The organism is Amycolatopsis sp. QT-25, assembly GCF_029369745.1.
Classification (GTDB): domain Bacteria; phylum Actinomycetota; class Actinomycetes; order Mycobacteriales; family Pseudonocardiaceae; genus Amycolatopsis.
Genome location: NZ_CP120210.1, coordinates 4,677,305 through 4,701,102, shown reverse-complemented (window position 1 = coordinate 4,701,102; position 23,798 = coordinate 4,677,305). Strand labels below are relative to the sequence as shown.

General features: G+C 64.3%; 18 protein-coding genes. 11 read left to right on the top strand and 7 right to left on the bottom strand.

Annotation, left to right across the window (positions count from 1 at the left end):
• Positions 1-527 precede the first annotated feature (527 nt).
• Entirely contained in the window at positions 528-1,472 is a 945-nt protein-coding gene (locus tag P3102_RS21755; RefSeq protein WP_276361279.1) for an acetylxylan esterase, read from the bottom strand.
• Positions 1,473-1,828: 356 nt separating this feature from the next.
• On the opposite strand from P3102_RS21755, the gene P3102_RS21750 reads away from it, so the two are divergent.
• Complete coding sequence (locus P3102_RS21750; RefSeq protein ID WP_276361277.1) at positions 1,829-2,212, top strand: hypothetical protein; 384 nt, start codon at positions 1,829-1,831, stop codon at positions 2,210-2,212.
• Here the strand turns inward: P3102_RS21750 and P3102_RS37845 are convergent.
• Positions 2,130-2,369 carry a hypothetical protein gene (locus P3102_RS37845; protein ID WP_346660199.1) on the bottom strand — a complete coding sequence of 80 codons (240 nt, stop codon included), beginning with the start codon at positions 2,367-2,369 and terminating at the stop codon, positions 2,130-2,132. The two genes, P3102_RS21750 and P3102_RS37845, sit on opposite strands and share 83 nt — an antisense overlap.
• A gap of 450 nt (positions 2,370-2,819) precedes the next feature.
• Positions 2,820-4,025: an MFS transporter gene (locus P3102_RS21745; RefSeq protein WP_276361275.1), complete on the bottom strand. Its 1,206-nt coding sequence runs from the start codon at positions 4,023-4,025 to the stop codon at positions 2,820-2,822.
• 621 nt (positions 4,026-4,646) lie between these two features.
• Here P3102_RS21745 and P3102_RS21740 point away from each other — a divergent pair.
• Positions 4,647-5,075, top strand: a complete 429-nt coding sequence (locus P3102_RS21740) for a nuclear transport factor 2 family protein (RefSeq protein ID WP_276361273.1) — start codon at positions 4,647-4,649, stop codon at positions 5,073-5,075.
• Positions 5,076-5,147: 72 nt separating this feature from the next.
• Here the strand turns inward: P3102_RS21740 and P3102_RS21735 are convergent, their stop codons facing one another.
• Positions 5,148-5,792, bottom strand: a complete 645-nt coding sequence (locus tag P3102_RS21735; protein WP_276361272.1) for a LysE family translocator — start codon at positions 5,790-5,792, stop codon at positions 5,148-5,150.
• A gap of 459 nt (positions 5,793-6,251) precedes the next feature.
• On the opposite strand from P3102_RS21735, the gene P3102_RS21730 reads away from it, so the two are divergent.
• The 3 genes from P3102_RS21730 to P3102_RS21720 all read left to right on the top strand — a co-directional run bounded on the left by P3102_RS21730 (position 6,252) and on the right by P3102_RS21720 (position 11,840).
• Positions 6,252-6,842, top strand: coding sequence for a hypothetical protein (locus P3102_RS21730; RefSeq protein ID WP_276361270.1), 591 nt, complete (start codon positions 6,252-6,254; stop codon positions 6,840-6,842).
• Positions 6,843-7,291: 449 nt separating this feature from the next.
• The gene (locus P3102_RS21725) at positions 7,292-10,177 is read left to right on the top strand and encodes a BTAD domain-containing putative transcriptional regulator (protein WP_276361269.1); all 2,886 of its coding nucleotides are present in this window, start codon (positions 7,292-7,294) and stop codon (positions 10,175-10,177) included.
• A gap of 901 nt (positions 10,178-11,078) precedes the next feature.
• Complete coding sequence (locus P3102_RS21720; RefSeq protein ID WP_276361267.1) at positions 11,079-11,840, top strand: hypothetical protein; 762 nt, start codon at positions 11,079-11,081, stop codon at positions 11,838-11,840.
• A gap of 1,404 nt (positions 11,841-13,244) precedes the next feature.
• Here the strand turns inward: P3102_RS21720 and P3102_RS21715 are convergent.
• Positions 13,245-14,165, bottom strand: a complete 921-nt coding sequence (locus tag P3102_RS21715; protein ID WP_276361265.1) for a LysR family transcriptional regulator — start codon at positions 14,163-14,165, stop codon at positions 13,245-13,247.
• An 833-nt stretch (positions 14,166-14,998) separates the two neighbouring features.
• Between P3102_RS21715 and P3102_RS21710 the strand changes: the two genes are divergently transcribed.
• The 4 genes from P3102_RS21710 (at position 14,999) to P3102_RS21695 (ending at position 18,706) form a co-directional block, all read left to right on the top strand.
• Positions 14,999-15,367 (top strand): hypothetical protein, encoded by a 369-nt coding sequence (locus P3102_RS21710; RefSeq protein ID WP_276361263.1) that lies wholly within the window; start codon positions 14,999-15,001, stop codon positions 15,365-15,367.
• 284 nt (positions 15,368-15,651) lie between these two features.
• Positions 15,652-16,089 (top strand): hypothetical protein, encoded by a 438-nt coding sequence (locus P3102_RS21705; protein WP_276361262.1) that lies wholly within the window; start codon positions 15,652-15,654, stop codon positions 16,087-16,089.
• A complete protein-coding gene (locus P3102_RS21700; protein ID WP_276361260.1) occupies positions 16,086-16,838 on the top strand; it encodes an ABC transporter ATP-binding protein in 753 nt (250 codons plus the stop codon). The genes P3102_RS21705 and P3102_RS21700 overlap by 4 nt, the downstream gene beginning before the upstream one ends.
• Positions 16,823-18,706, top strand: a complete 1,884-nt coding sequence (locus P3102_RS21695) for a hypothetical protein (RefSeq protein WP_276361258.1) — start codon at positions 16,823-16,825, stop codon at positions 18,704-18,706. Before P3102_RS21700 ends, P3102_RS21695 begins: the two co-directional genes overlap by 16 nt.
• 54 nt (positions 18,707-18,760) lie before the next feature.
• Here P3102_RS21695 and P3102_RS21690 read toward each other — a convergent pair whose 3' ends face one another.
• The gene (locus tag P3102_RS21690) at positions 18,761-19,027 is read right to left on the bottom strand and encodes a hypothetical protein (RefSeq protein ID WP_276361256.1); all 267 of its coding nucleotides are present in this window, start codon (positions 19,025-19,027) and stop codon (positions 18,761-18,763) included.
• Positions 19,028-19,780: 753 nt separating this feature from the next.
• Here P3102_RS21690 and P3102_RS21685 point away from each other — a divergent pair.
• Both P3102_RS21685 and P3102_RS21680 read left to right on the top strand, forming a co-directional pair.
• Positions 19,781-21,328, top strand: a complete 1,548-nt coding sequence (locus tag P3102_RS21685) for a carboxylesterase family protein (protein WP_276361254.1) — start codon at positions 19,781-19,783, stop codon at positions 21,326-21,328.
• A gap of 355 nt (positions 21,329-21,683) precedes the next feature.
• Entirely contained in the window at positions 21,684-22,562 is an 879-nt protein-coding gene (locus tag P3102_RS21680) for a glycosyltransferase (RefSeq protein WP_276361252.1), read from the top strand.
• A gap of 163 nt (positions 22,563-22,725) precedes the next feature.
• On the opposite strand, the gene P3102_RS21675 is transcribed toward P3102_RS21680, so the two are convergent.
• Positions 22,726-23,361: a hypothetical protein gene (locus tag P3102_RS21675; protein ID WP_276361250.1), complete on the bottom strand. Its 636-nt coding sequence runs from the start codon at positions 23,359-23,361 to the stop codon at positions 22,726-22,728.
• Between the last annotated feature and the right edge of the window lie 437 nt (positions 23,362-23,798).

Here is a 23,798-nt window from a genome sequence, read left to right as displayed (position 1 = left end):
GCTTACCCTTTCCGATTTTCGTATCCTGAAAATATCGACGACACCGGCAAACGGTCGGCAACGCCAACTTTGCACCTTTGACAGCCGACAACAATCGGGGGCGAGGGCGGTATTCGTTGTCGGTTGCGCAACCGACGCCAGGCGCATGCTGCCACGAACACAAGCCTCCGCCTTTCCGCCATTGCGCGGTCGCCGCCGCGACTATCGGGATGTTGTGGGACGGCCTGGGACGCGTACCGGTGAAGCGGCTGTTCCGGCACTGCTTTCCTCGCTGATGAAGTGAATCCACAATCTCGCGTAGATCTGTGCGGCTTCATCGGGATCGGTCAGTTCGCTGAGACGGACACTCCGGCCCGACGCGCGTTCCCGGAGTGGATCGACGACCACGAGGTGGACTTCGTCCGAGGTGGAGGAGGGGCCACCCCAGAGTCGAAGGGGTGACACCCAGCGCCATCGGGTGACCATCGGCCAGGTCGTACGGACGACGGCCGGTATCGGCGCGGTGTTCCAGGTGCGCTCGGAGCCTGTCACGTGATCTGTCGTGCCTTGTCGTTCCGCTCGACGGCCGACCAGGAGTCTTTTTCGCCGCAAAGGCCGCAGGATGACCGTGGGCCGAAGAACAGGGCGGCCGCGCGCTGGTCGTCGACGAGCCAGTAGCGGAACCATGCGGCAAGCACGCCTTTGAGGCGTTTTCCGCCGCCATCGGAGAAGTAGTGGTTGGAGTTTCGCAGCTCGGCGAAGACGGCGGCGGCGTCATCCGCGTGGTGGTACCGGGCTCGGACATAGAACGATGGGACGGTGGTGTCGGTTTGCCCGGCCACGAACAGGCTCGGTCCACGCAACGCCCGGACGTCGCCTTGTGGTCCGGGCTGGACCGGTGCGGTCACGGTCACCAGCGGGTCTGAGCCGGCCGCGATCGTGCCGCCACCGCCCTGTGAACGGCCGCTGGCGCCGACTTTGACCGGATCGATGGCGTCATGGAACGGACTTGCAGGGCGTGTGTTCTCCCCGATGAGAAACCGGCCGCCCGCGAGCATTTCCGAACCGGATCCCGAGGTCTCGGTGTTCGCGGCGGCGATCACGACACCCCAGGAGGCGAGGTGCTGCAACAGGGATTCGTAGGCTTCCGGGGTCGCACCGGTCCCGTTGCCCCAGAGCAGGATCGGGTAGCGGGTGCCTGCGCTGAGGTCGGCGGGGTAGTGGAAGGTGTGATCGGGGCCGCCGTGCAGCTTCACCGTGGAATGGGGACCCGGCGCCGCGTAGACGTCGGTGCCGACGCTCGCGGCCACAGCAAGCGCGGGAGCGGCCGATGCAATCAAGGCCAAGGTCATGACGAATATCGATATGGATCGTTTCGCATGCGGGGTGCCTTCTTGTATCGACGAACCAGAAAGTGAGCGGGGTCGGCGCATGGCGGTTCCCGGACCTCCTTGGGCTCCTCTGTGGCCCGGCATGGTTTCGCCGGTGATCATGCCAATATTGCCTGGAAAGCGGAGAGGGTCACATCGTGGAAACTACGTAGATGCCGCCACTCCCCACGTTTGGGGATGATCGGCCTGCCGGGCCTGCCACTTGTCGGCGGTTGGAGGGTTCGGCCAGAGGGACATCCTGCTTCGATATGCGCTCACATGTGTACCCCAGGCGGCTCGGGAAATTTCGTTACCCTGCTCGAAGAGTGCGGCGCCCCGCAAGCCATACGTGACGGCTGCCAGATTCGCTTGGCGAAGCTTCGGGCATCAGGGTAAAAACGGACGTTGACCATGAAGAAGTCGACGCGTTCGATCCGCTTCAACGGGAGAGTGGTTGCGCAGGGGCGGCGTGGACCGCGATGAAACCCGGCACTTCCTCGACGAAGGCGCCCTGCCACGTCGAGGGGGAGCTCGAGCTGGGTGAGTGCGACCTCGTCGGCGTCGGCGTGTTCCCGACACTCGTGCCGCACCTGAACGGCGTACCTCTGCCCGACCTGGTTGGCAAAGCTGAGCTACCCTTTGCGCGACGCGAGGGGAACTCTGACCTTGCCGGCAGCTATGCGGGCCTGCTGGAGGATGGCGTGCGCTGGCCGAGTGGGCGCTACCCCGGGGATCCCGCTTTGAGCTGGTTCGGCGACGGTGACACCGTCGCTGTAGTGGTCAGTGGCCATTCGCAGTACACGTGTTTGCCAACCTGGAGCGGGGCGGTGACCAACTCGATGTGGCGGGCACCTTTACGGTGACGACCACGAGGTCGACGTCGGGATGCGTCGCGAGCCTGCGGGCATCGGTGAAGGCAAGTTGTGCGCCGAATCGCGTGCGCGCGGCTTGTGCGCTGTCTTCACGAGTGGTGGAGATTGCGGTAAGCGCAAGCTCGGATGACGCGGTGATCGCCGGCACAAGCACCCGCGCTGCCCATCCCCGTTCCGGGTTCGCTCCGAGAATCTCAACTCGGGCATCCGGCAGCGTGCCGCCCAGGCCAGCCAGCGTTGCAGCGCTTCTTTTCCAGCCTGGCCGCCCACGGCGAAGAGGTGCCGAAGGCCATCTTTGAGTAGGTAGGCGCGATAAAGCCGGGGTTGGTCTTGGCGATCCAGGCAAGTTTGTGACACCGATGATCGGTGAGGTTGTCCGGGTTCTTCCGCAACGCCGCCCATCGCGCGCGTTTCATGCTTTCGTCTCGAACCCTGATGAGAGCATCCCTGCCCGGTACGGGAAGTACACCGGCAACTTCCCCGGCGACGTCGACGGCCCGTCGCCATCTGCCCACCTGAAGAACAACCAAACATGCTCCAGCGCAGACGTTGGGCCATATCGACCGATATTTCGTCGCGGCTTGACCGAGTCAGCGGGTCAGCGGGCCGAAGGGCGATCCTCGATCCTCGTACAGCTGGGCCGCCGAGTGGGGGGTGGGAGCTTTCGTCGGGAGAGCAGATCGAGGAGGAAACCCAGACCCGTTACTGCCGCCGCTGCCAGGCCTAGGAGATCGGGCGCGAGCTGGTACTGGCTCAAGCCGCCCAGCGCGCCGCCGAGAGCGACACCGACATAGATCGCCGAGTTGTTCAAGCCGAGCAGGATGGCCGACGAACTCGGCGCCTGTGCGACGAGCCGGCTCTGCTGCGGCACGACGGGCAGGGATACGAAGATTCCCCACACCAACGCCCAGCCGATCGCCAGCGGTGAATTGCTCGTCAGTAGCGGGCTCACGCCGAGCCAGATTGTGGCCGCGCCTAGTCCAGCGGTGACGACCTGCCGGGGTGGATACCGGTCCGCGAGGCGTCCGGCCAGCAGGTTCCCCACCATGTTGCCCACTCCCCATGACAGCAGGAGTGCCGTGAGCGTACCGCTCGAACCATCGGTGGCCGCCGTCATGGCTGGGCCGATGTAGGTGTAGAGCACATGCGTACCCGCCAGGGAAAGGATGGTAACGGCAAGGGTGCCGAGGATCCGAGGTTTCGCCAAAGGTGCCAACCGTGCGCGGAGAGGGTCAGAGGGCAAATTGATGGGCGGCAGTGCGACGATGACGCCGACTCCGGCGACAAGGCCGAGTCCGGCTACCGCCCACAAGGTGATGCGCCATTCGGCCGCGCCGATGAGGGTACCTGCCGGTAAGCCGAAAGCGATGGCCAAGGTGAGGCCGCCCATGACGGTGGCGAGTGCCTTTCCGCGGTGCTCTTCGGGTGCGATGGCCGCTGCGGCGCTGAAGGCGGCGGCGCCGATGAGACCCGCGCCCATCGCGGTCAGAACCCGGGCACTCAGCACGGTCGTATAGTCGGGGCCGACTGCGGTGAGCACGTTGCCCAGGATGAAGATCGCCAGCGCCAGCACCAGCACTCGGCGGCGATCCAATTCGCTGGTGACCGCCCCGAGAACTGGCGCGGATATGGCGAGTGCCAGAGCGAACCCGGTGACTAGCTGGCCCGCCGCTGTGACGCTGACTTCGAGATCCGCGGCGATCTGGGGGAGTAGACCAGCTATGACGAAGCCGTCGGTGCCGACGGCGAACATGGCTATCGCCAACGGCAAGAGCCTTGTGAACAGCCCGTTCCTGCGTTCCATATCCGTGAGCCCTCCTTCGTCCGGCGGTCGATCAGACCAAGGCTGCCCGAGGCCGCTGTCCGGATGCTTTCGTCCCGCTTTCCAGCGGAGGCGCCCCTCTCCATCGGAGGGTGGGTGCGATCGGGTGTGCTCGGGCCGCCGGGGGCAATACCTGTGCCGCCTCTGGCAACGCCGTGACTTTCTGGTCTGTGAAGGAAGCGACAAGTACGGCTGTCCGGCGCGCTGGTGTCACAACTGTCGAAGACATCGAGCATGTGCTTGGACTTAGCCGCGACACGGTTGACGGCCGCGCAGAGGGCCTGGCGCATCTGGTCGGGCACGGGTTCACAGCGAAGCGCACCCGGCAGGTTGATCAGGAGGCATGCCGATCGGAGACCGGGCAAGCTCGAGCGCGAACCAGCGACGATACCTCAAGCCGCATCGGTGTCGCGTCGATATGCATCGGCCGAGCCATTGTGCTTCTGGAGCGACGAAGGGAACATGCCTCGCGCAGCGAAAGTTCTGTCGCCCGGCTTCGTCTGGTCCGGGCTTGAAGGCAACGTGGGTAGTACCGCATCACTGTTTCGGCTCGCGTACGACCACGGCAGTGGACATCGAAGGGTCAGCCCGAAAGGACCTGTCATGAACAGCGAAAACCTCGATCCAGCTGGCGTCAGGGCAACCGGTGGCCGACTCATCGACCAGTGGGCCGCTCTCTGGAGCGGTGAATATGGCCTCGCTCACGAAATTCTCGCGCCTGGCTTTCGGGTGTACTTCGCCGCTGAGATTCCCGGAGCGGACGCGCTGCGCGGACCCGATGAGGTACTCGCCTTCATTCGATCCTGGCGCGGAGCACGTCCTGGGCTTGTCTTCACAGTGGAGGGCACGCCAATCGTTGACCTCGCTACCGGACAGGTAAGCGCTCGCTGGCGTGCCGTTCATGACGCTGATCGTGTCGGTAAGAGCGGAATCGATCAGCTGGACATCGAGGGTGATCGAATCACAAGGATTTGGTCGGCGGCGGGGACACGTCTATTCGAGAGTGCTGATGCTCCGTCTCGTCTCGGCTGAAGCAGGAAAACGAAGGCGGCGTTTGGGATTTCCGATTTCGGAAGTGGCTGTACACTGCTCCAGGGGTGAGGTTCAATTTTGACGTTCGCTCAAGGCAAGAGAAGCGCCCAGGCCGATCATCGTTAGACCGCTCGTGCCGCCGAGCAGTTCCAGGCGCCTGGGCGAGCGGGCGAACCAGGTCCGGGCTTGGCTGGCGATGAACGCCCAGGTGCTGTCACAGATGAGTGCGATGATCGGCAGGCAGATGCCTAGCAACAGCATTTGCGTGGACGTGGTCCCGGCCTGCGTGTCGACGAACTGTGGCAGGATCGCGGCCAGGAACACGATCGACTTCGGATTGGCGAATCCGAGTACAAAACCGTCGCGCAACACCGAGAGAGTATGTCCCGGGGCAGCGCGTACTTCCGACGCGAAAACCTCGGTCAGCTTGCGGCGTTTTCGCAGTGCCTGAACGCCCAGGTAAATCAGGTAGAGCGCACCGGCCAGCTTGACAGCGGTAAAAACCGCGGCCGAATTACTCACGATTGTTCCGAGACCGAAGGCTACTGCCGCCACCTGGGTATAGACCCCCGCTGCGTTACCGGCGACGGTGAGGAGTGCGTCGCGCCGGCCGGCGGTGAGCGCGCGGCTGATGGTAAACAATACGCTCGGCCCGGGTATGATCACCATAAGAAACGTCAGTGCGGCGAACGGCGCAAGTTGTCCGGCGGATATCATTTGCTGATTCTACTGTAGATCTGCTGCAGGAGTATGGATTTCGCGTAACTGTGACTTCGTTGAACTTTGACTAGGCGTCGCGCGCAACGCGTGGTGAGAAGAAGCGCCGGTTGTCGTCAATCAAAGAGTTCGATACCTGGTCGGGTATCAATTGGCAACTTTCTGCATCGCTCCGCTCTTGAACGATGATCCCTGCTCGGGCAGGGTGTATGGATGACCACCTGAAGCGAGGCTGCAGTGGCCCTCGGTGGACCTTGTTCGTACAGGTTGCGGTGGTTCATCGAGTCGCCGTCATGGGGAAACCTCGGAGGGGATCTGCGTTTTCGGTGCACCTGGCCGAGTTGTCTCGCGGGGAGGTATGCTGTGGAACAGGGATCGATAATCTTTGATTGACGAGTGTGGTCCCTTGAGGGAACGACGACCTCGGACGTTTGGAAAGGTTTCGTGTACCATCGACCAATGGCGAGACGTCGTGCCGGGTTTGTCTTCGCCATTATTGTTTCCGTAATTGTGCTGCTGATCTTTGTCTTTTTTGCAGTCTTCCGTATTTTCGACCTTCTTGTTCCGGTCGGCAGTGAAGCCAAGAATATCTCGGTCATTCCCGAGTGTCGACTTTCAGGCGAGCAGCTCGATCGTCTCCACGTCACGAACCCGACGGAGTCTAGTACGCTGCGCGGTGAAGATGTCCGCCTAATTTATTGTGACTACGATACCCTCAAAGGGGCGAATGGGGTCGGTTATCGCGCTTTGTCCATAAAAGTGCGCGATTATATTCATAAGGCGGCTGCGGACCAAGAATATACAGTAGAGGTCCGAATATTGGCTGGATCTCAGCCCTTCACGGTATCGGGAGGGGGAGGGGTCCAGGGCTTATGGCAGCGCTCTGATCTCGCGACCGCCATTGCCGTCGTCCAGGTCGGAAGCAGAGTGATTCGCGTTCAATATGACGGTTATGACAAGGGGTTTTTCGGTCGTGTGCCCGCTGACCACCAGGAGATGGCGGCGGCTGTGCGGGAGGTGGCTCATAGCATGGTGACCATGCCTCGGTAGTGCGTGCTGACCGGATTTGCCCTTGGGGGAGCGAGGGCTGAGCATCAACAGCCGAAAAGTGGTCCCTCCTTCTTGTTCTCCGGTGATTGGCATGACTGAAACGCTCACCATACCGGGCGAGGGGCCTACCCAACCCTTCCCGCAAGGTGGATCACCGAGTTACTTCAAGCCCGGCAGGCCGAGTTGGGCGCTTGGCACCAGTCGTCTTCGTGAAGCGTTATTGGCAAGGACGCAATCACGGCTCTACGTAGGTACCCTGACGATAGTAGGATGGACTGCTCGACAACAGGAGGCTCGTACTCCTCATGACTGCGCCTATGGCCGAGTGGGAACCGCTGCCTGTAGGCCACGCCGCGGGGTGATCGCGTCGAGAGTGCACCTCTGCTGTTGTCTGGAGGTTTCCGACGAACTTTCCAGCGCGCGCCTCCGCCGCTCAGTACTGTGGGCTAGTGCGTTTCGGTGTGCTGGGACCGTTGACGGTGTGGCAGGAGGATGGGGTCCCTGTCACGCCTCAGGGTGCTGACTTACGGTCGCTACTGGCCGTACTGTTGGTGAACGAGGGCGTCGCGGTTCCCGTCGAGCGCTTGATCGCTGACCTCTGGCCGGATTCACTGCCCGCGCATCCGACGAATGCCTTACAAGTCAGGGTTTCCCGACTCCGTCGCCTTTTGGGGTCCTCTGCGGTCGAGCTGACCGGTGCGGGATACCGGCTGGACACGCCTGCCGACACGGTCGACGCCATTCGCTTCCAGCAGTTGCTCAGCGAGGCGCGGAGTACCCATGACCCGCTCCCGCGGGGGCATTTGCTTTCTGAAGGGCTCGCTCTGTGGCGAGGTGATGCCCTGATGGAGTTCGCCGATGAGGCGTTCGCGCAGCCGGCAGCGGAGCGCTTGGCGCAGTTGAGGCTGCTGGCCGTCGAGGAACTGGTCGAGACCAGGCTCGTTCTCGGTGAGCACAGCGGGCTGGTTGCCGAGTTGGCAGGGTGGGTACACCGGTATCCGCATCGGGAACGACTCCGAGCGGCGCATGTCCGTGCCCTATACCGCGACGGACGTCCAAGTGATGCACTGGCGAGCTATGACGCCTTTCGCCGTGTCTTGGCCGAGGAACACGGTCTCGATCCCAGTCCGGAGTTGATCGCCCTCCAGCATGCGATCTTGACCAGGGACCCCACCCTGGACACGCCACCCTCTCGCCGGCGGACGAAGTTGCCGGCGCAGCTCACCGCGTTGATCGGCCGAGAACGGATGATCACTGACGTCGCCGATGTGGTCTGCAACGCGCGGCTCGTAACCCTCACCGGGCCCGGAGGCGTGGGAAAGACACGCTTGGGTTTCGCTGTCGCGGACCTCTTGGCTGACGCGTTTTCCGATGGAACGTGGCTGGTGGAGCTTGCTGGAACTCGGTCTGGTGACGAAATCGCCGAAGCTGTGATGAGGGTGCTCGGTCTCCGTGAAAACACCATGCTCGGGGGACTGCCTCCAGCGGCGCCGACTGCGCACCTCGAACGGCTTTCCGTGTTCTTGCGGGACCGGTCGGTGCTGTTGTTGCTCGACAATTGCGAGCATGTGACCGAACCCGTCGCAGGGCTGGTGCGGACCCTTCTTGCCGCGGCGCCCGGCCTGAAGGTGCTGGCGACAGGCCGAGAACCCCTGGGCATACCGGGCGAGATTCTTCAGCCGGTGACTCCGCTGGATCTGCCAGAAGTCGGTGCCGAAGTTGACGAAGTGCGGCAGTCCAGCGCGGTCCGCCTGTTCTCGATCCGTGCCGTCGAAGGTCGCCCCACCTTCACGGTGGACTCCTCGAACGCCGACGAGGTGACCGACCTCGTCCGGTCACTGGACGGTCTTCCCCTTGCCTTGGAGCTGGCCGCGGCCAGGATGAGGGCGTTAGGGCTCCCTGAGCTCGTAGCGCGGCTGGACGATCGGTTCCATCTGCTGTCCGGTGGCAATCACGGCGCTCCCGCCCGGCAGCGCACCCTGCCCGCCTTGCTCGACTGGAGCTGGGAGCTGCTGACTGAGCCGGAGCGAATCGTCTTGCGACGACTCGCCGTCCTGGACGGTGGCAGCCTGGAAGCGGTGGAGGAGATTTGTTCTGATGAGACCATCGATCGTCGTGATGTGGCGGCGATCTTGGCGAGGTTGGTCGACCGCTCGATGGTCGTCGTCAGCGAAAGCAGCCGATACGGATTGCTGGTGACGATCGCGGCCTACGCACGTACGCGTTTGACGGAAGCCAAGGAGACGGACACGCTCCGTGGCAAGCATGCTCGGTACTATGTGGGCTTGGCCGAAGAGCTCACACCTGGGTTGTTCGGCCTGCGGCAGCGCTCGAGCCTCGAACGCCTTGATGTCGATTCCGGCAACTTCCATTCGGCTTTGGAGGCCACTGCCGACGACAGCGCGGCGGACATCGCGCTGCGGCTGGTGGATGCACTCACGTGGTACCTGCTATTGCGGGGCAGGGTTCAGCAGGCTGCCCGCTGGGCCAGGCGGGCACTGGCCACTCCAGGCGCCGCATCACAGACGCTGTACGCGCGGGTGAAGTGCTGGGAGGCAGGCATCACCGTTTTGCTCGACACTGAACCTGACCGGGCAGCTCATACCAGAGCTGCCCTAGCGGCATTCGACGACGTGGGTGATTCGACCGGACTGTCGATGGCGCAGTGGTTCCTTGGCTACGTACTGCTTCATGCGGGCGACGTCGAAGTCAGCGAGGACCTGGTGCAGAAGTCCTCCGCGGGCTTTCGGTCGCTCGGGCATGCCTGGGGCATGGCCGCGTGCGCGAGCCTGCGCGCTCACCACGCCATCCTCCGAGGAGACCGGACCTCGGCGGCCGTCGCCGCCGAGGAGGCACTCGCAGGATTTCGCAGGCTGGGCGACCGTGGTGGTGAGCTCCTCACCATCTACCCTCGCGCTGTACTAGCCGAGTACGGTGGCAACCATGTCGCCGCCGAACGGTTACACCGCGACGGCCTCGCGCTGGCCGACGAGCTTGGTATGTGGGCAGAAGCCGCAGACCGGCATTCCGGCCTCGGCAAGTTAGCGCTGACCCGGCAGGACTATGCCGTCGCCCGGCAGCATTTTGAGGCGGCGAGGAAGCTCGCCGCAGACCATAGTTTCAAGCCCGCGGAAGCCATCGCGATGACCGGACTGGGGCAAGTCTGTCTCCGCACGGGGGACCTGGCCTCAGCTGAGAAGCTTCTTCTTGAGGTCGAAGTGTGGTTCCGGCGAGGCGGCCATGCACAACGGCACTCCACTGTTCTCGCCGAGCTGGACCTGATAGCCCGGCTACGGGACGAACGCCAGGGGCTGGCTCCAACCGGACATCCTTGACACGTCGGACAGGGTTGTACACGAGCGACGGCTCACTGACAGGTCCGGAGACAGTGCGAGTCGGCTACCTCCGCCTTTCCGTTTCGGGCGAGAGCGAGCAGACTCGTGACTTGAAACCAGACTCAAGCGACGCTCTTAGGGGTTGAATAACAGACAATGTTTCGCAAACCTCTATACTGACGTCGGTTGAATCGCCTCTTCGGCGGAGACGCAGACCGTCGGCACGACCGGTCCCGGAACTGCCGCCGGCTTTGGGAGGCCGCCGCTCGCCAAGCCGCTTGGAGAAACAGAGGCCGAGGCATGCCAAGGCTAAGTTCGGTGGGTCGCTACACAACCGTGTCGTGCAGATCATCCGCATCCGGCCCGTTCGCCGGCGCCTCCACACGAATTCTTCGGGTAGTATGCGCAATCTGCGGTCAGCCCCCGGGGGCATCTCACGATTTTCCTCGGACCTCGCGAAGTTGGCATGACATAGGCACAAGTCACTGTGAATCCGCGGGATGTGGTCCACTTCCTCCTGATCGTAGTCGGGCGCAACCTGTGGATCATGCGGTAAACGCGCCATTCGACAGTCTGTCGTATATCGTAGTGGTTCAGCAGGAACTTCGTGAATGTTCTGTCGATAACTCGTATCCAGGCTGATACGCGTTCGTGTATCCAACGACCATGGACGGAATCCGTGCCCCGCGGCCGCGGCGTCACACGTGCAGCACTTGTCATGCGCATGCCAGGTCCCATAGTGAATCGCCGAACGGCGATCGTAATCGTGATGGCGAGTCGGAGCAGCAGGCCTAATGGTTCCCGGGATGCTTGCATTGCAGAAGTTCTGCCGAGTAAGTTCCTGTTGCGGCGTACACCGGTTCGTTCTCTCATCTTGTCAAGCCGACCAAGGACGGTGGCCATGTTCCTGGCGACGCGACGCGGCTCCCGTTGGCTGGCTGTCGTTGTGATGCTTGCCCTCGGGGTTGTATCGTTGAGTTCTGCATCCGCCGCACCTACCCGCTCCAGTGCTGATGCGCCGATGGTGCCTGACCTCGTGGATGCCGCCTCCGCCGGCCTGACGGCGTCACACTATGTTCGTAACACGGTTTCGCGCATCGCGAAGCTTCGCTCGAACTTGATTACCGGAGAAGGGCGTTACGACAGCACGATCGACGCGGCGAAGAAAACCCTGACGGGCTCGATGGCGCTGCCAAAGACCGTGAATGCATATTTCGTGACGTTCGGGTTCATGCCGGTGACCAGTACTGTGGAGTTGCTCGCCGAAGGGGATCAGGGTGGTTCACTGTTGAAAGAGGCGGGGGATGCCGGTGAGGTGGCTTCGCGTCCGTTCTCCGACGGCAAAAAGTACTTTTCGGTGATCGTAGACTTGACTCTGCGGCTCACAATCCGACTCAGCGAGACCAAGGTTGACGGCAAAGTACTCGATGTCGGAACGAACTGCAAGACGCAAAGCCCGATGATCATCAAGATCAAAGGCCTGGTCGGATTGCAGGACACGGCGCCACCTACCACGCTCAAGAGCGGTTTCGACATTCCGCCGTTCTCCGGCTGTGGAGTGCGGGAAGATCTGGACAAGCTGATCACCGGCATGATTTCCGGTCCGGGGAACGAGATGAGTACTGCCATCGCTGTCCGCTGCATCTCAACCTGTACCGACTGAAGGGCTTCTCTCGATAGTCGCGTCGGGGATATCGGCGGGGAGTAAAGACGCCACTGCCTCCTCGCCGCCGCTTTCTCTGGCGTCCTTGACGAGTCCGACCGACTCGACGGCCTTGTCCGAGGCTCCTTGGCCACCTGCGTCTGCTCAGCGGCCTGACTACCGGCCTCGCGAACAAGGTCCGCCAGCTGGGCGACCGTGGTTCTTCCTGATCGCGGGCAGCCGAGACCAGGTATCCGTCGAGTACGAGCCCCGCACGTTGCCGAATGGATCATACCGCAGTGGTGTCGAGCGGGCTGTAGACAGCCGCAAAGAACGGTATCGGTGTCGCCCCGGATGTCCCCATCGCCGCTATCGGGGAAAGGGGGGTTTCCAGGACCTGACCAGAAGGCGCTCTTCGGTCCGTCACCGCCGTATTTCGTGAGGATGCCGTTGATGGGGTCGACGGTAGTGGTGACCGATGAACCGCTGGAGACAAATCCGGCCAGCCGTGGTCTCGTCAGCCGGTGACTGAAGTGCTGCCCGCGTCGACTGGTCGAACCAGTCGGAAGAGAGGGCGTCCCCACTGGCCAGCAAGTTCGATTGACCGCCAGTCGAGTCGTGCGAGGTGTCGTCGCCGACTTGTTCGGAGTTGATCCAGCAATTCTTGTACGGCAGATCCCACGGCAACCCGGGCAGCGGTGTTCGTGCTCGTTGGCGGGGTTCGACCCGGCTGATCGTCTCCTCGGACATCGCCACCCATCAATCAGGCTTCACGCTGGGGCCGGCGGCCACCGGATGATCACGGTTGGTCCAGACAACCGACCATGAACAACTGGTGGCGACACCTGTCTACGGACAGCACACCAGCGACATCAACGAGTCCGGCTGGAGCAGACTAGAATTTGATTTCCCCGCATGCACGGCCAACCAGGTCGAGACGACCGTTGGCGTGTGACCAGCATTTCGCACAGACAACGGAGCGATTGGGCAGGTCGCGGTTGACGGGCAGCGTGTAGCTGGGCGGATGCCCCCAATTGTCAGTCTGGGTGTTCTGGTCCAGCCCGCCACCGTAAAGGTGGAAATGGCCGAAGAAGCGGCTGTTATGTCAGGGAAGCTCTAACGAAGTTGACCCTCAGGCCACCACCGTCGATCTCGATACGCACCAGATTGTGGCCAAGGACATTCTCTTACCTTGCCTGTAGCCGGACTTGCGGGCAATGACGCTATCGCCCGCTTGCTTCGTTTCTGGCTTCACCCCAGGACCGCACTGGTGGGGAGGGGGTGAAGGTCTTCGCCGGGGTCATGGGTAAGCGCGAAACGGGTGGTGACGTAGAGGTAGCGGCAACGTCGGTGGGCAGCGGATGGTGAGGCTCGCGTTTCGGATGCCTGGGTTGCGGCGTCCGGTCCAATGGGTTCGGTAGTAGGTCATTCCGGCTGCCAGACGGCGAGCGCGGCCTGGCGAATCGCGGTGACGGCCGGACGGTTCTCTGCCGTGTCATGCCAGGCCAGCGCGGAGGTGCACGGCTTCAGGTCGACAACGTCGAGATACTTGATTCCTGGGCGGGGAAAGAGGTGCCGAGCGGCCGAGGGTTGAAATCCGATCGTTCCACCCCGGGCGATCAGCGCGAACAGGGACTCGACGTCGGAGACGACGGGCCCATACCGGACGGGCACTCCGCTCGGGCGTGGGTCCGCTGCCCAGAAGTCCCGCCAGACCCTGGGACATTCAGGCGGGAACGACGCCACGACGCGGTGGTCCAGATCGGCGAGCCGCACACTGTCCTTGGCAGCCAGCGGATCGTCCGCCGCCACACAGACGACTCGAGGCTCACTGTTGAGGTGAAGCGTCCGAATGTCCTCCGCGACGGGCGGGCGGCAGAACACCAGATCCGCTTCGCCGGTGCTCAGACTCAGATACTGCTCACCCAGGCCCAGCAGTCGGACGTCGAGTTCGAGGGCGGGGTGACGTCTGCGCACTTCATCGAGAATCACCACGGTATGCGTCATCGCCGCCTCGGCGCCTACCGTGCCGATCACCACCCGGCCAGCCAGGCCGCGGGTGTGTTCCCCGGCCAATCGCTGTAGTCTGCGCATCGCGTGAACCACCATGCGAGCGTCCGGCAGGATAGCCAGACCGGCTGCCGTGATCACAGTCGATCGGCTCGTACGGGCGACCAGCTCGACACCGAGATGTCGTTCCAGCGCACTCAGCTGGCGGCTCAACGCGGGCTGACTCATGTACAACCGTGCCGCGGCCCGACCGAAATGCAGCTCTTCGGCGAGCACGAGAAACATTCGTAATTGATGCACGGTCGGAGTCGATCGATCCCCGACATCACCTGTCATGACCGCAGGATACTCCAACGGCCGGCCGACATCGGCGCAACTCAATTGACTACGCACGCCGGTGATATCCGCACTCCCCAGTCTGCGCAGCGTCACGAATAATATCCAACTTTTGCCTCGGTCGACGGTGGGCTCCGGCGTCATCACCGTTGACAACGGAACTCGGCGCCAGAGCGCAGTCGCCATCGAACCGGCCGTCACGATGCCCGCATCGTCCGCAGCGATGCTCGCGGCCGGCCCACCGACGATGCCAGTACGCCCACAACGAGAACGGCGACCCGGTCGAGCCGGCCCGAGCCAGTAGCGGTGAGAAACCCGCCGGGCCGACTTCCGTCACGGGTACCGGATGACTGACCACGCCTGCGAAGCTCGACTGCACTGTCCCACCTGGGCGAACCATGCTCGTGCCGCATCAAGCACGGTTCGACCAGGTCATGGCCGCGGCGGAGGTAAATCAATGCGCGGCCGGTTATAGATCTCCGTCGAAGAGTCATGACCGAATCGCCGCTTCATCCATGCCTCGGCGGCGCAAAGGGTGTTGACTCGACGCATCCGCTGGCGCGAGGTGCCCAGGCGAACAGGCTGCTACACGGTGACCTGTCTCGGCCGAAGCGCGCTCGGCGCCATCACGGTCGACGACTGTATCGCGAACTACCTAGGTGAAGCTTTCTTATGGAATTGTCCTCAAGTAGTCGAGCGGGGCACTCCGTTCTTGTTCGACGGGTGCGCGTTCCGGCCGACCTGGACGTCTTTCCCGTCACGAGCCGGAGATTCGACCACCGTCCCCTCGTCGTACGTATCGTCCGAGAACTGCGGTCCGGAGGTGCGACGCAATGAACCGGCTCGACGGCAAGTCGACATTGGACGGTTTTCCGCTCCTGCACAAGCAACTGCAAGAACTTGTGGTGGTGCTCACCGTCGCGTCCGATCCGGCCGACGTGCGGAGATTAATGCAACGACTCGCTGGCACGGCGATCAGCCTGGAGCGACTGCTTGCTGCGGAGGATCCGGTGATCCTTCATTATCTGCGGGCCGCCTTCACGAACGCGGCCCAGGGCCGGACCGACGACCTGCGTAGTGACCTTCTCGACGCGTCCCGTCATCTGTTCGCCTTGCTCAAAGCAGGGCAGGCTCCTGATGGCGTACGGAAGGGGAGCGAGGGGTTCACGATCTTGGACGGACTTCCAGTATTCCATCGATGACGTAGCCGGCCAGGCGGCCTGCCTGCCCGGCGGATGAGTGTCCTCACATCCATGGTCCGGTGTTCATCAGGGCGAAGACGTCCGCGCCGGTCAAATCAGAGCGCACGACACCCACGTCGACCGCACGGGTGACCAGCCGGTCCTGATCGCCGTCATCCGAGCGCAGGTCACGTGAAGTGCGAAGGCTTTGTCGCCAGCTCCGTCCGCGAATATGGCCGCAAGTCACTGGTAGGTGGTGGTGCGCTCGATGATCAGGCTCACCCACCGGCGAAGCGACGTCTCCGGTGGTCCTGATCGGGGAGGTGGTGATCACCGTGCTGCAGCGCGGTGCCGAGTACATGGCCGCCCGGATGCCCGAGCGGCCGACGCCACCGGAGGAACTGCGGGCCTACATCGAGGCCAACGTCGGTTACGTCGCAGAGCACCGTGACGACGTGAAGGTGCTGGTCGCGATCGCGGTCGGGTTCACCGACGAGAACGGTGAGTCCAAGCTCCGCGGCGACGCTTCGGTCTACGAGACGAGTTTGGCGCCGCTGCGGAACATTCTGAACCGGGGTCAGGCGGACGGCCACTTCGGTGAGTTCGACACGCGAACGACGGCGATGACCATCCGCGCGGCGATCGACGCGATCGGCCCGCAGCTCACCGCCGTGCCCGACCTGGACTTGGCGGCCTATGCCCGCGATCTGGTGGCCCTGTTCGAGCGGGCGACGGCGCGATGACCGCGGCGTTGGAGCTGTCTGGCTTGGTCAAGGTCTTCGGTGTGCACCGGGCGGTGGACGGGGTGGATTTGACGGTGCCTGCCGGCTCGTTCTACGGCCTGGTCGGGCCGAATGGGGCGGGCAAGACGACCTCGCTGCTGATGGCGGTCGGCCTGCTGCGGCCCGATGAGGGCACCGCTCGCGTGTTCGGCCACGACGTATGGCGCGATCCGCTGGATGCCAAGAAACTCGTCGGTGTGCTGCCCGACGGGCTGGCACTGCCGGAGCGCCTCACCGGCCGGGAGTTCCTGACCTATCTGGGACTGTTGCGCGGGCTCGGCGAGGAGATGGTGGGGCGGCGGGCGGACGAGCTGCTCGCGGTGCTCGAACTCGATTCGAGCAGGACGTCGGTTCTCGAATACTCCACCGGCATGCGGAAGAAGATCAGCTTGGCCGCCGCGTTGCTGCACGCGCCGAAGCTCCTGGTGCTCGACGAGCCGTTCGAGGCCGTCGACCCGGTGTCCGCCGCGACGATCCGCACGATCCTGGAGCGGTTCGTCGCCGGTGGGGGCTCGGTGATCCTTTCCAGCCACGTGATGGTGCTGGTGGAGCAGCTCTGTTCGCACGTGGGCATCATCGCCAGGGGGCGCGTCGCGGCCGCGGGCACGCTGGCCGAGGTGCGCGAGGGTCGGAGCCTGGAGGCCAGGTTCATCGAACTGGCCGGTGCGAGCACCGGCGGGCAGGACGGGCTGGCATGGCTGTCGACCTGACCTCGACCGTGCCCGTCCTGCTGCGGATGAAAGTGGCACTGCTGACCGGCTCACTGACCGGGATGCGTGCGGTGACCACCGCGCTCGGCGCGGTGGCGGGACTGGCCGCCGCGGTGGGCACGGTATGGCTGGCGCTGAGCGCGCCGCCGGAGGTCCGCCTGGATCTGCTCTGCCTGGCACTGGCGGGCTGGGCACTGGGCTGGCTGTTCGGGCCGGTGTTCCTCGGCGGTGGCGAAGGCGAGCTGCGCCCGGAGTACTTCGCCGCTTTGCCGATCGGGTCGAGGCGCCTCGCTTTCGGTCTGTTCTCCGCTTCGCTGGTTGGTATGGGGCCGCTGGTCACCCTCGCCGCGCATAGCGTGGTCGTTGTGCACGCGAGCACAACGTTCTCCGTTGTCGTCGCGGTGTTCGCCATGCCGTTGCAGGTGATCGCCGTGGTGCTGGCGTCCAAAGTGCTCACCGAACTGACGAGCGCGCAGCTCACCTCCACGGCACGAGCCGTGGTGGCCGCTTTGCCATGGGCCGTGGTCGGTGCCTTCGTCGCCCAGTTCTGGTTGTTGCTTCCCGCGTTCTCCGGGCTCGGTGGGTTCGCACCGTCGCTGTCCAAGGTGCTCCGCGTGCTGCCGTCGAGCTGGGGACTCGTCGCGGTCGACGCGGCGGGCAGGGATGAGCCGGTGCTCGCGATCCTGCCGCTCGCCGGTCTGGTGGCGCTGATCGCGGTGCTCGGTGCGCGCTGGTCCCGGCTGATCGCTCGGCGTACCACCGAGCTGAGCACGGCCGGCGGGCACGACGTCGGGGGCCGCTGGGACCTGGCGCGCCTGCTGCCCGCGACCCGCCTCGGTGCGGTCGCGGCCAAGGAGCTGCGTACTTGGATCCGAGACCTCGATCGCACGCTCTACCTGGCTTTCGCGGTGTTCTTCGCGCTGGCGGTGACCCTGGTGCCGCTGCTCGCCGGTGAACGCGGCTACCTGGCCGCGACGGGGGTGATCGTCGCCTTGCTCGCCACCGCCGGTTCCGCGCAGCTCTACGGCAACGATGGCACCGCGTTGTGGTTCACGCTGATGGTGGGGGGCGCCGAACGCGCCGATGTGCGCGGTCGGCAGCTGGCCTGGTTGCTGCTCATCGCGCCCGTGGCGATCGTGGCCACCGCGCTCGGTGTCCCACTCAGCGGCTTGGGCTGGGCGTGGCCGTGGGCGCTTTCGCTGTTGCCCGCCGCGCTCGGGGCAGGGGCAGGGCTGGCGGTACTGGTATCGGTGTTCGCACTCGTGCCGCGGCCCGATCCGAAGAAACGGGCGCGCGGAACCGTCGGCGGAGACGGCACCGGCGGCTTGATCACCTGGGTGATGCTGCCCCTCACCGTGCTCGTGGCCGCCCTGGCCGCCCTGCTCCCGCTGCTCGGCTGGCTCACCGGAAGTGTCTTCTTGAGCTGGGTGGGCGTTCCGATGGGCGTGGCGCTGGGTGCGGGGGCGGCCTGGTGGTTCGGCGAACTCGCCGAACGGCGGTTGCGGGACACCGGCACCGAACTACTGCTGACGATGCGTAGCGGTACACGATCCAGATCCCCTATGTCCCCTGTGTCCCCTGCCGACACGGTATCCGAAGTGTCGATGTCCGCAGGGAAGGCGTTCGCCGCGTGGGCGCTGTACCTGCTTGGGGCGGTGCTGTTGGTCGTCCAGGCCGTGGTCGCGTTTGTGCTGTCACGCGTGGGAATCCGCGAGCCGACGTGGTTCGCCGCGCTGTACCTGCCCGACGGATGGCAGGTGGCGGGCATGGTAGCGCTGGCCATCACCGGCGCCACCGCCCTCATCGGCGCAGTGCTGCTCACGCGAAGCCACGACAAGGCATCGCGCAAGCGATACCACCTGCCCTGAGGCTCTACGGCGCCGTCCTCGATGATCAGCACGTGCGTGCAGCAACGGAAATGGTCACGGCAGACGTGGAAGAAATCCGGATGCGACTCTTCCTGGCCCGGCTCCTGACATCGATGCCTGATGGGTGACAGCGGCAGACCGACTGGTCGTGCTCGGTCCGCTGCCATCGATCGTGAGCGGCGAACCGCGGTAGTACCGCGAGAGGGCGAGAAATCCGATCATCGCGACGGATACGGCGGCGTAATACATCAGCACGTCGAGTTCGAGGATCAGTGTGCAGTGGACGACTTCTTCGAAGAACAGCAAGGTGGTGCGCCACATGTACCAGCCTGGCCAGCGTGCACCGCGTTCACGCGCCGAGCGGTACTACAGCTCCGTGCCGATGTCGAACATCGGCGAAAGCAGCCCGAGAAACGTGCCGTTACTCGGGAACCGCAGCGACATCTCGGTCGGTCCGGCCGTCGAATCCGGTTCGGCAGATCGAAAAGTCGGCGGCGATCCGTGCATCGGTGAAAATCCGGCTATTGGTCCCCGGGTGTGCCGAGAATTGCGACACCGCACAGGTCGTCCTGTGTTTCTATTCGGCCGGTTTGCGTAGTATCTCATTTGCCATCTTCAGGGGGACGGCGCATGGTAATTGTCGTCACATCCAGGAGGAAATCTGGGTGGACGTTCATGCCATGTCGAGTATCTGTGGTGCTGTCGCGGTGGTGGAGAAGCGCGGTGCGACGAGCCTTGCTCAATCCGGCGCATGGTGCAGCGCTGCTGGACGTCGCCGGGCGCGTCGGCGCCGAACCAGCGTGGGTGACGTCCTGGGAGCACCGGATGGATATTACTGCCGGCCCGGCCCTGGGGCCGCCATGACTGCCGTGGTAGGCGTCGTGGCCCATGACCATCACCCTGACTGGAAATTCGCCGCGGTCGGCCGGTTCGTGTTCGACCGGCCCCACGTCTTTTCTTTCCCGTCCGCGAACGCTTCGCCGTACGCCGGAGTGCCGCCACGGCGAGAAAAAGGGTCCGAAATCAACTGATCGGTTGATGCCAAGTCGCGTCCGGATGGCCACCGTGGACTGCATGAGGCGATATCTGGGGGCCCTGTTCGTTGTCGTGGGACTCGTGGTGGGAACAGCACCTGCGGTGGCCGCGCCGGGCGGTGTGGTGCGAATCGAGTCCGGGTTGGTGCGGGGTGAGGTGACCGGCGGTCTCCGGATTCATCGAGGTGTGCCCTACGCGGCCCCGCCGGTCGGTGAGTTGCGCTGGCACGCGCCGGTCGCGCCGGGGCGGTGGGATGGTGTGCGTGACGCGACCCGACCGGCTGATCGCTGTCCGCAAGCCGCGTTGCCCAACAGGCCGGCCAGTGACACCGAGGACTGCCTGTACCTGAATGTGGTGGCGAAGAAGCGCGTGTGGAGGGCGCCGGTGCTGGTGTGGGTGCACGGCGGTGGACTGGTGTCCGGTGCCGGTGGCGATTACGATCCGTCGCGGCTCGCGGAACGTGGCGATCTGGTCGTCGTGACGGTGAACTACCGGCTGGGGAACCTCGGGTTCCTGGGCTTCCCCGGTCTCGCCGACGGTGGCGCGTTCGGCCTCGAAGATCAGCAGGCCGCGTTGCGGTGGGTCAAGCGCAACATCGCCGCTTTCGGTGGCGACCCGGGGAACGTGACGGTCGCGGGTGAGTCGGGCGGCGCCCATTCGGTCTGTGGCCTGCTCGCGTCCCCAGGGTCGGCTGGGCTGTTTCAGCGAGCCATCGGACAGAGCACACCGTGCGTATCGGATGCCTTCGCCGGCAAGGGTGTCCGGCCGTTGCTCGACGTGCCGTACTTCGTGCCGCCGGAGTGGCAGCAGGGACACGGCCAGAACCTGGCGACCCGGTTCGGCTGCACGACATTGGACTGCCTGAGGCAGGTGCCGGTGGCGGATCTGCTGGCCGCGCCGGTCCTGCCCCTGCCGGCCTATGGCAACGCCGTGCTTCCGGAGGATCCCGCAGTCGCCGTGCCCGCAGGACGTTTTCAGCGCGTGCCGTTTTTGACCGGCGTCACCAGGGACGAAGGAACCCTGTTCTCGCCGTCGATGTTCCCCGGACTCACCGAGGCGGGTTACCGGAAGGCGTTGGACACCCATTTCGGTGACAAGGCTGCGGTGGTGGCCACCGAGTACCCCGTCGCCGCGCACGGCACGGCGGCACAGGCCATCGGTGCGGTCATGAGTGATCTGGACTGGGCCTGGGCCCAGCAGGCGAGTGAACGACGGTTCTCGGCAACGGTGCCGGTCTACGCCTATGAATTCCTGGACCGCACGGCACCGCCGATTCTCGAGTTTCCCGCCGGTGTCCAGCCGTTGGCCGGGCACGCGTCCGAGCTGAAGTACCTGTTCGAGTTTCCGTATGACGATCGCCCGTTGACGGCGGCTCAACGACGACTGGGGGACCGGATGATCGACTACTGGTCACGGTTCGCTTCGGCCGGCGACCCGAATAGGCACGGGCTCCCGCCGTGGCATCCCGTGACCGCGGCCACTCACTACGTACAGGGGCTGGACTTGTACAGGATCGGCAAGGTCGACCGGGCGAAACTGCACAACTTCGAATTGTGGGACCGGCTCGTGGCGCGGAAACAGACCTGAATTAGCTGCTCCACCAGGCGAGGCTAGGGTCGACGTCTTCATCTGCTGGCGCTGGGCGCGGAGAGTCGCTTCCTGTGGGGAATGGAGGTTCACTCCGAATGGTGGACAGAGGCTTACGAGGGTTCAGGCAACCGCTTGGAGAGTGATTGCTCGAAGTTGCCGGGACTGAGTATCCCGATCGCGGGAATGCCGGCGCGTACTGGCGTTGCAGATCGCGAGCTCCATCGCCGACCGGTCGGCCGCGGCGGCCCCCAGCGGAGCCTGGATGCCCGCGGTCTCCGGGATCGTCTGTTGCTCCGTTGCCGAAAAGTGTGGAAGATCGTCCTGGTCCGACCTCAGCAGATCAGGAAGGCCGATGGTGACGCAAGCTCGACAGGAAGCTCGACGAGACGGCGGCGATCACCTCGCAGAATCCGTCGTCCACATCGCGACCGCGACGGACGAGGCATACCTGCCATATGCGGCGGCCATGGCTTGGTCGCTTGCCGCGTGCCGAGACCCGGACACCGAACTCGAGCTCACCATCATGCATGCGGGGGTATCAGCCGCAGACCAAGCTCGCCTCGAAGCCGTCATCGACGGAATCACCGTACGGTGGGTGTCGATGCATCCGGACAATTACCGGCGCTGGGGGGTCGAGCCGGAACCGCTGATTCTTGACCCGCACTATTTTCGCTGTCTCCTCGCGAGGATCTATCCCGAAACGGTCGAGCGGGCCGTCTACATCGACTCCGACACGGTGATCCTGAAGGACCTCAGGCCGCTGTGGAGCTGGCCGCTCAACGGGAACCCGATCGCCGCCGTGGGTGATCTGGTGTCGGTGATAAGCGATGCCATCAGTCACTGGCAGGAGATCGGACTCGATCCCGACGCGCCATATTTCAATGCCGGCGTGATGGTGATCGACCTGGCGCGCTGGCGGGCCGAGAACATCGGTGAGCAGGTCATGCGGCAATGTCAGGAGAATCGCCACCGGCTGCTCATCCAGAACCGGTGGAACCAGCACGATCAGTACGGCTTCAATGTCGTACTCCAGCATCGCTGGACGGCGCTGCCCTCGGGCTGGAATCACTACGCCGAGCGAGCCCTCGACGATGTCGGAATCGTGCATTTCCTCGGTGATATGAAACCCGGTGCTCCGCTGGCCTTACCAGAGTGCACGGAGTTGTTCATCCAGGCTGTGGACGCGACCCAGTGGGCCGGCTGGCGGCCACCGGGAAACACCACGACCTGACCATGTCTCAGCGTGCATTCCGCTGATGAGCACCGCCGGAGGCCCCGGCCGGGTCCAGCAGCGTGAGGTGCTGGCGGCGACACGTTTCGGGAACCTGCCAGCGATTCCGGCGGATCTCACGCCTGAACGACAGGAGCGACCCGAACCACCGTCCGGTGCGGTCTCAGTCGTCTGCCAGGAGGAGCCCGGACAGGTTTCCCGCCAACTCGATCATGGTGGCCACGTGGGCGCGCCAGCCTTCGGCGTCACCACCCGACCAGCAGGCACGAGCTTTGCGACCGGCGGCGAAGTACGCCTGTCCGTAGAGGTCGTACTGCGCGCGCACATATCGACGCCACTCACGCCGATAGCGCATCAATTCTGCGGGTCGGGCCATCTCTTCGGCCAGCCGGTGGACCTCGTAGCTGTAACTCCAGAGATCTTCGTAGAGTTCGGCTGGCACGGGCAGGCCGTGCGTGTACTCGATCGGTGAGCACGGTTCCCTCCGGCGACGAATCCGCTCCCGCACGGTCAAGGCGATGACCAACCACCACAAGACGGCGGCGACCTCGAAGACCTGGGAGTACACGCCCCCAAACCACGTGAGCGAATCCCAGTCGACAGCGAGGGTCAACACAGCCACGCCGAGCAGGGACACCACCAGCAGACCGATGAGCGTCAGTCGTCTGCGCGCCGCCCATCGCATAGCCCGCCGCTGCGCGGCATCGTCTCCTGGAAGCACCCCGGTTCCGCCGGCACCGTGCACCGCGCGACGCGGCGACCACGGCCAGGCCAGCGGCGGCGATGGCCGAAAGCGCATGGCCGAGATGGTTTCCGACATCGCCCAGTCCCTTCCCGATCACGTGTCACCCCTCGGCGATCTTAACGAGACATGCGAGCGCGAAATTCTCGAAGTCGGTCCATCGACTTGTTCCCGCCCCAGCGCATCACCTTGGCTCGATCCACCCTCGATGACCGTGTGGTCGCCACCCGATGCTCGCAGGTGGCGACGCTCCAGAAGACGTCCGCCGTCGAGGTCTGACTTGCGCCCCCTCCGACGATGGTGGCCAAATGCCGATATGCCTGGAGTGAGCGACTCTCGTCATCAGCGTCGAGTCCGCGAACGCCGTGCGAACCAAGAAGGTCGCCCGCCCGGGCCCCTACACCTCTGTCAGCGGTGCCGGAAACACTGTGAGGACAAGGACGCCACGGCGGGGATGCCGACGCTCTCGGGCGGGACTCGCGCATGATCCGGCT

Bases quoted from the DNA above. Each gene is read 5' to 3' on its own strand.
- P3102_RS21685 (WP_276361254.1), top strand. From the start codon at position 19,781: ATGAGGCGATATCTGGGGGCCCTGTTCGTTGTCGTGGGACTCGTGGTG.
- P3102_RS21740 (WP_276361273.1), top strand. From the start codon at position 4,647: ATGAACAGCGAAAACCTCGATCCAGCTGGCGTCAGGGCAACCGGTGGC.
- P3102_RS21750 (WP_276361277.1), top strand. From the start codon at position 1,829: ATGAAACCCGGCACTTCCTCGACGAAGGCGCCCTGCCACGTCGAGGGG.
- P3102_RS21710 (WP_276361263.1), top strand. From the start codon at position 14,999: ATGAACCGGCTCGACGGCAAGTCGACATTGGACGGTTTTCCGCTCCTG.
- P3102_RS21695 (WP_276361258.1), top strand. From the start codon at position 16,823: ATGGCTGTCGACCTGACCTCGACCGTGCCCGTCCTGCTGCGGATGAAA.
- P3102_RS21735 (WP_276361272.1), bottom strand. From the start codon at position 5,792: ATGATATCCGCCGGACAACTTGCGCCGTTCGCCGCACTGACGTTTCTT.
- P3102_RS21680 (WP_276361252.1), top strand. From the start codon at position 21,684: ATGGTGACGCAAGCTCGACAGGAAGCTCGACGAGACGGCGGCGATCAC.
- P3102_RS21675 (WP_276361250.1), bottom strand. From the start codon at position 23,361: ATGCGCTTTCGGCCATCGCCGCCGCTGGCCTGGCCGTGGTCGCCGCGT.
- P3102_RS21730 (WP_276361270.1), top strand. From the start codon at position 6,252: ATGGCGAGACGTCGTGCCGGGTTTGTCTTCGCCATTATTGTTTCCGTA.
- P3102_RS21715 (WP_276361265.1), bottom strand. From the start codon at position 14,165: ATGACAGGTGATGTCGGGGATCGATCGACTCCGACCGTGCATCAATTA.
- P3102_RS21755 (WP_276361279.1), bottom strand. From the start codon at position 1,472: ATGATCACCGGCGAAACCATGCCGGGCCACAGAGGAGCCCAAGGAGGT.
- P3102_RS21720 (WP_276361267.1), top strand. From the start codon at position 11,079: ATGTTCCTGGCGACGCGACGCGGCTCCCGTTGGCTGGCTGTCGTTGTG.
- P3102_RS21745 (WP_276361275.1), bottom strand. From the start codon at position 4,025: ATGGAACGCAGGAACGGGCTGTTCACAAGGCTCTTGCCGTTGGCGATA.
- P3102_RS21700 (WP_276361260.1), top strand. From the start codon at position 16,086: ATGACCGCGGCGTTGGAGCTGTCTGGCTTGGTCAAGGTCTTCGGTGTG.
- P3102_RS21690 (WP_276361256.1), bottom strand. From the start codon at position 19,027: ATGTGGCGCACCACCTTGCTGTTCTTCGAAGAAGTCGTCCACTGCACA.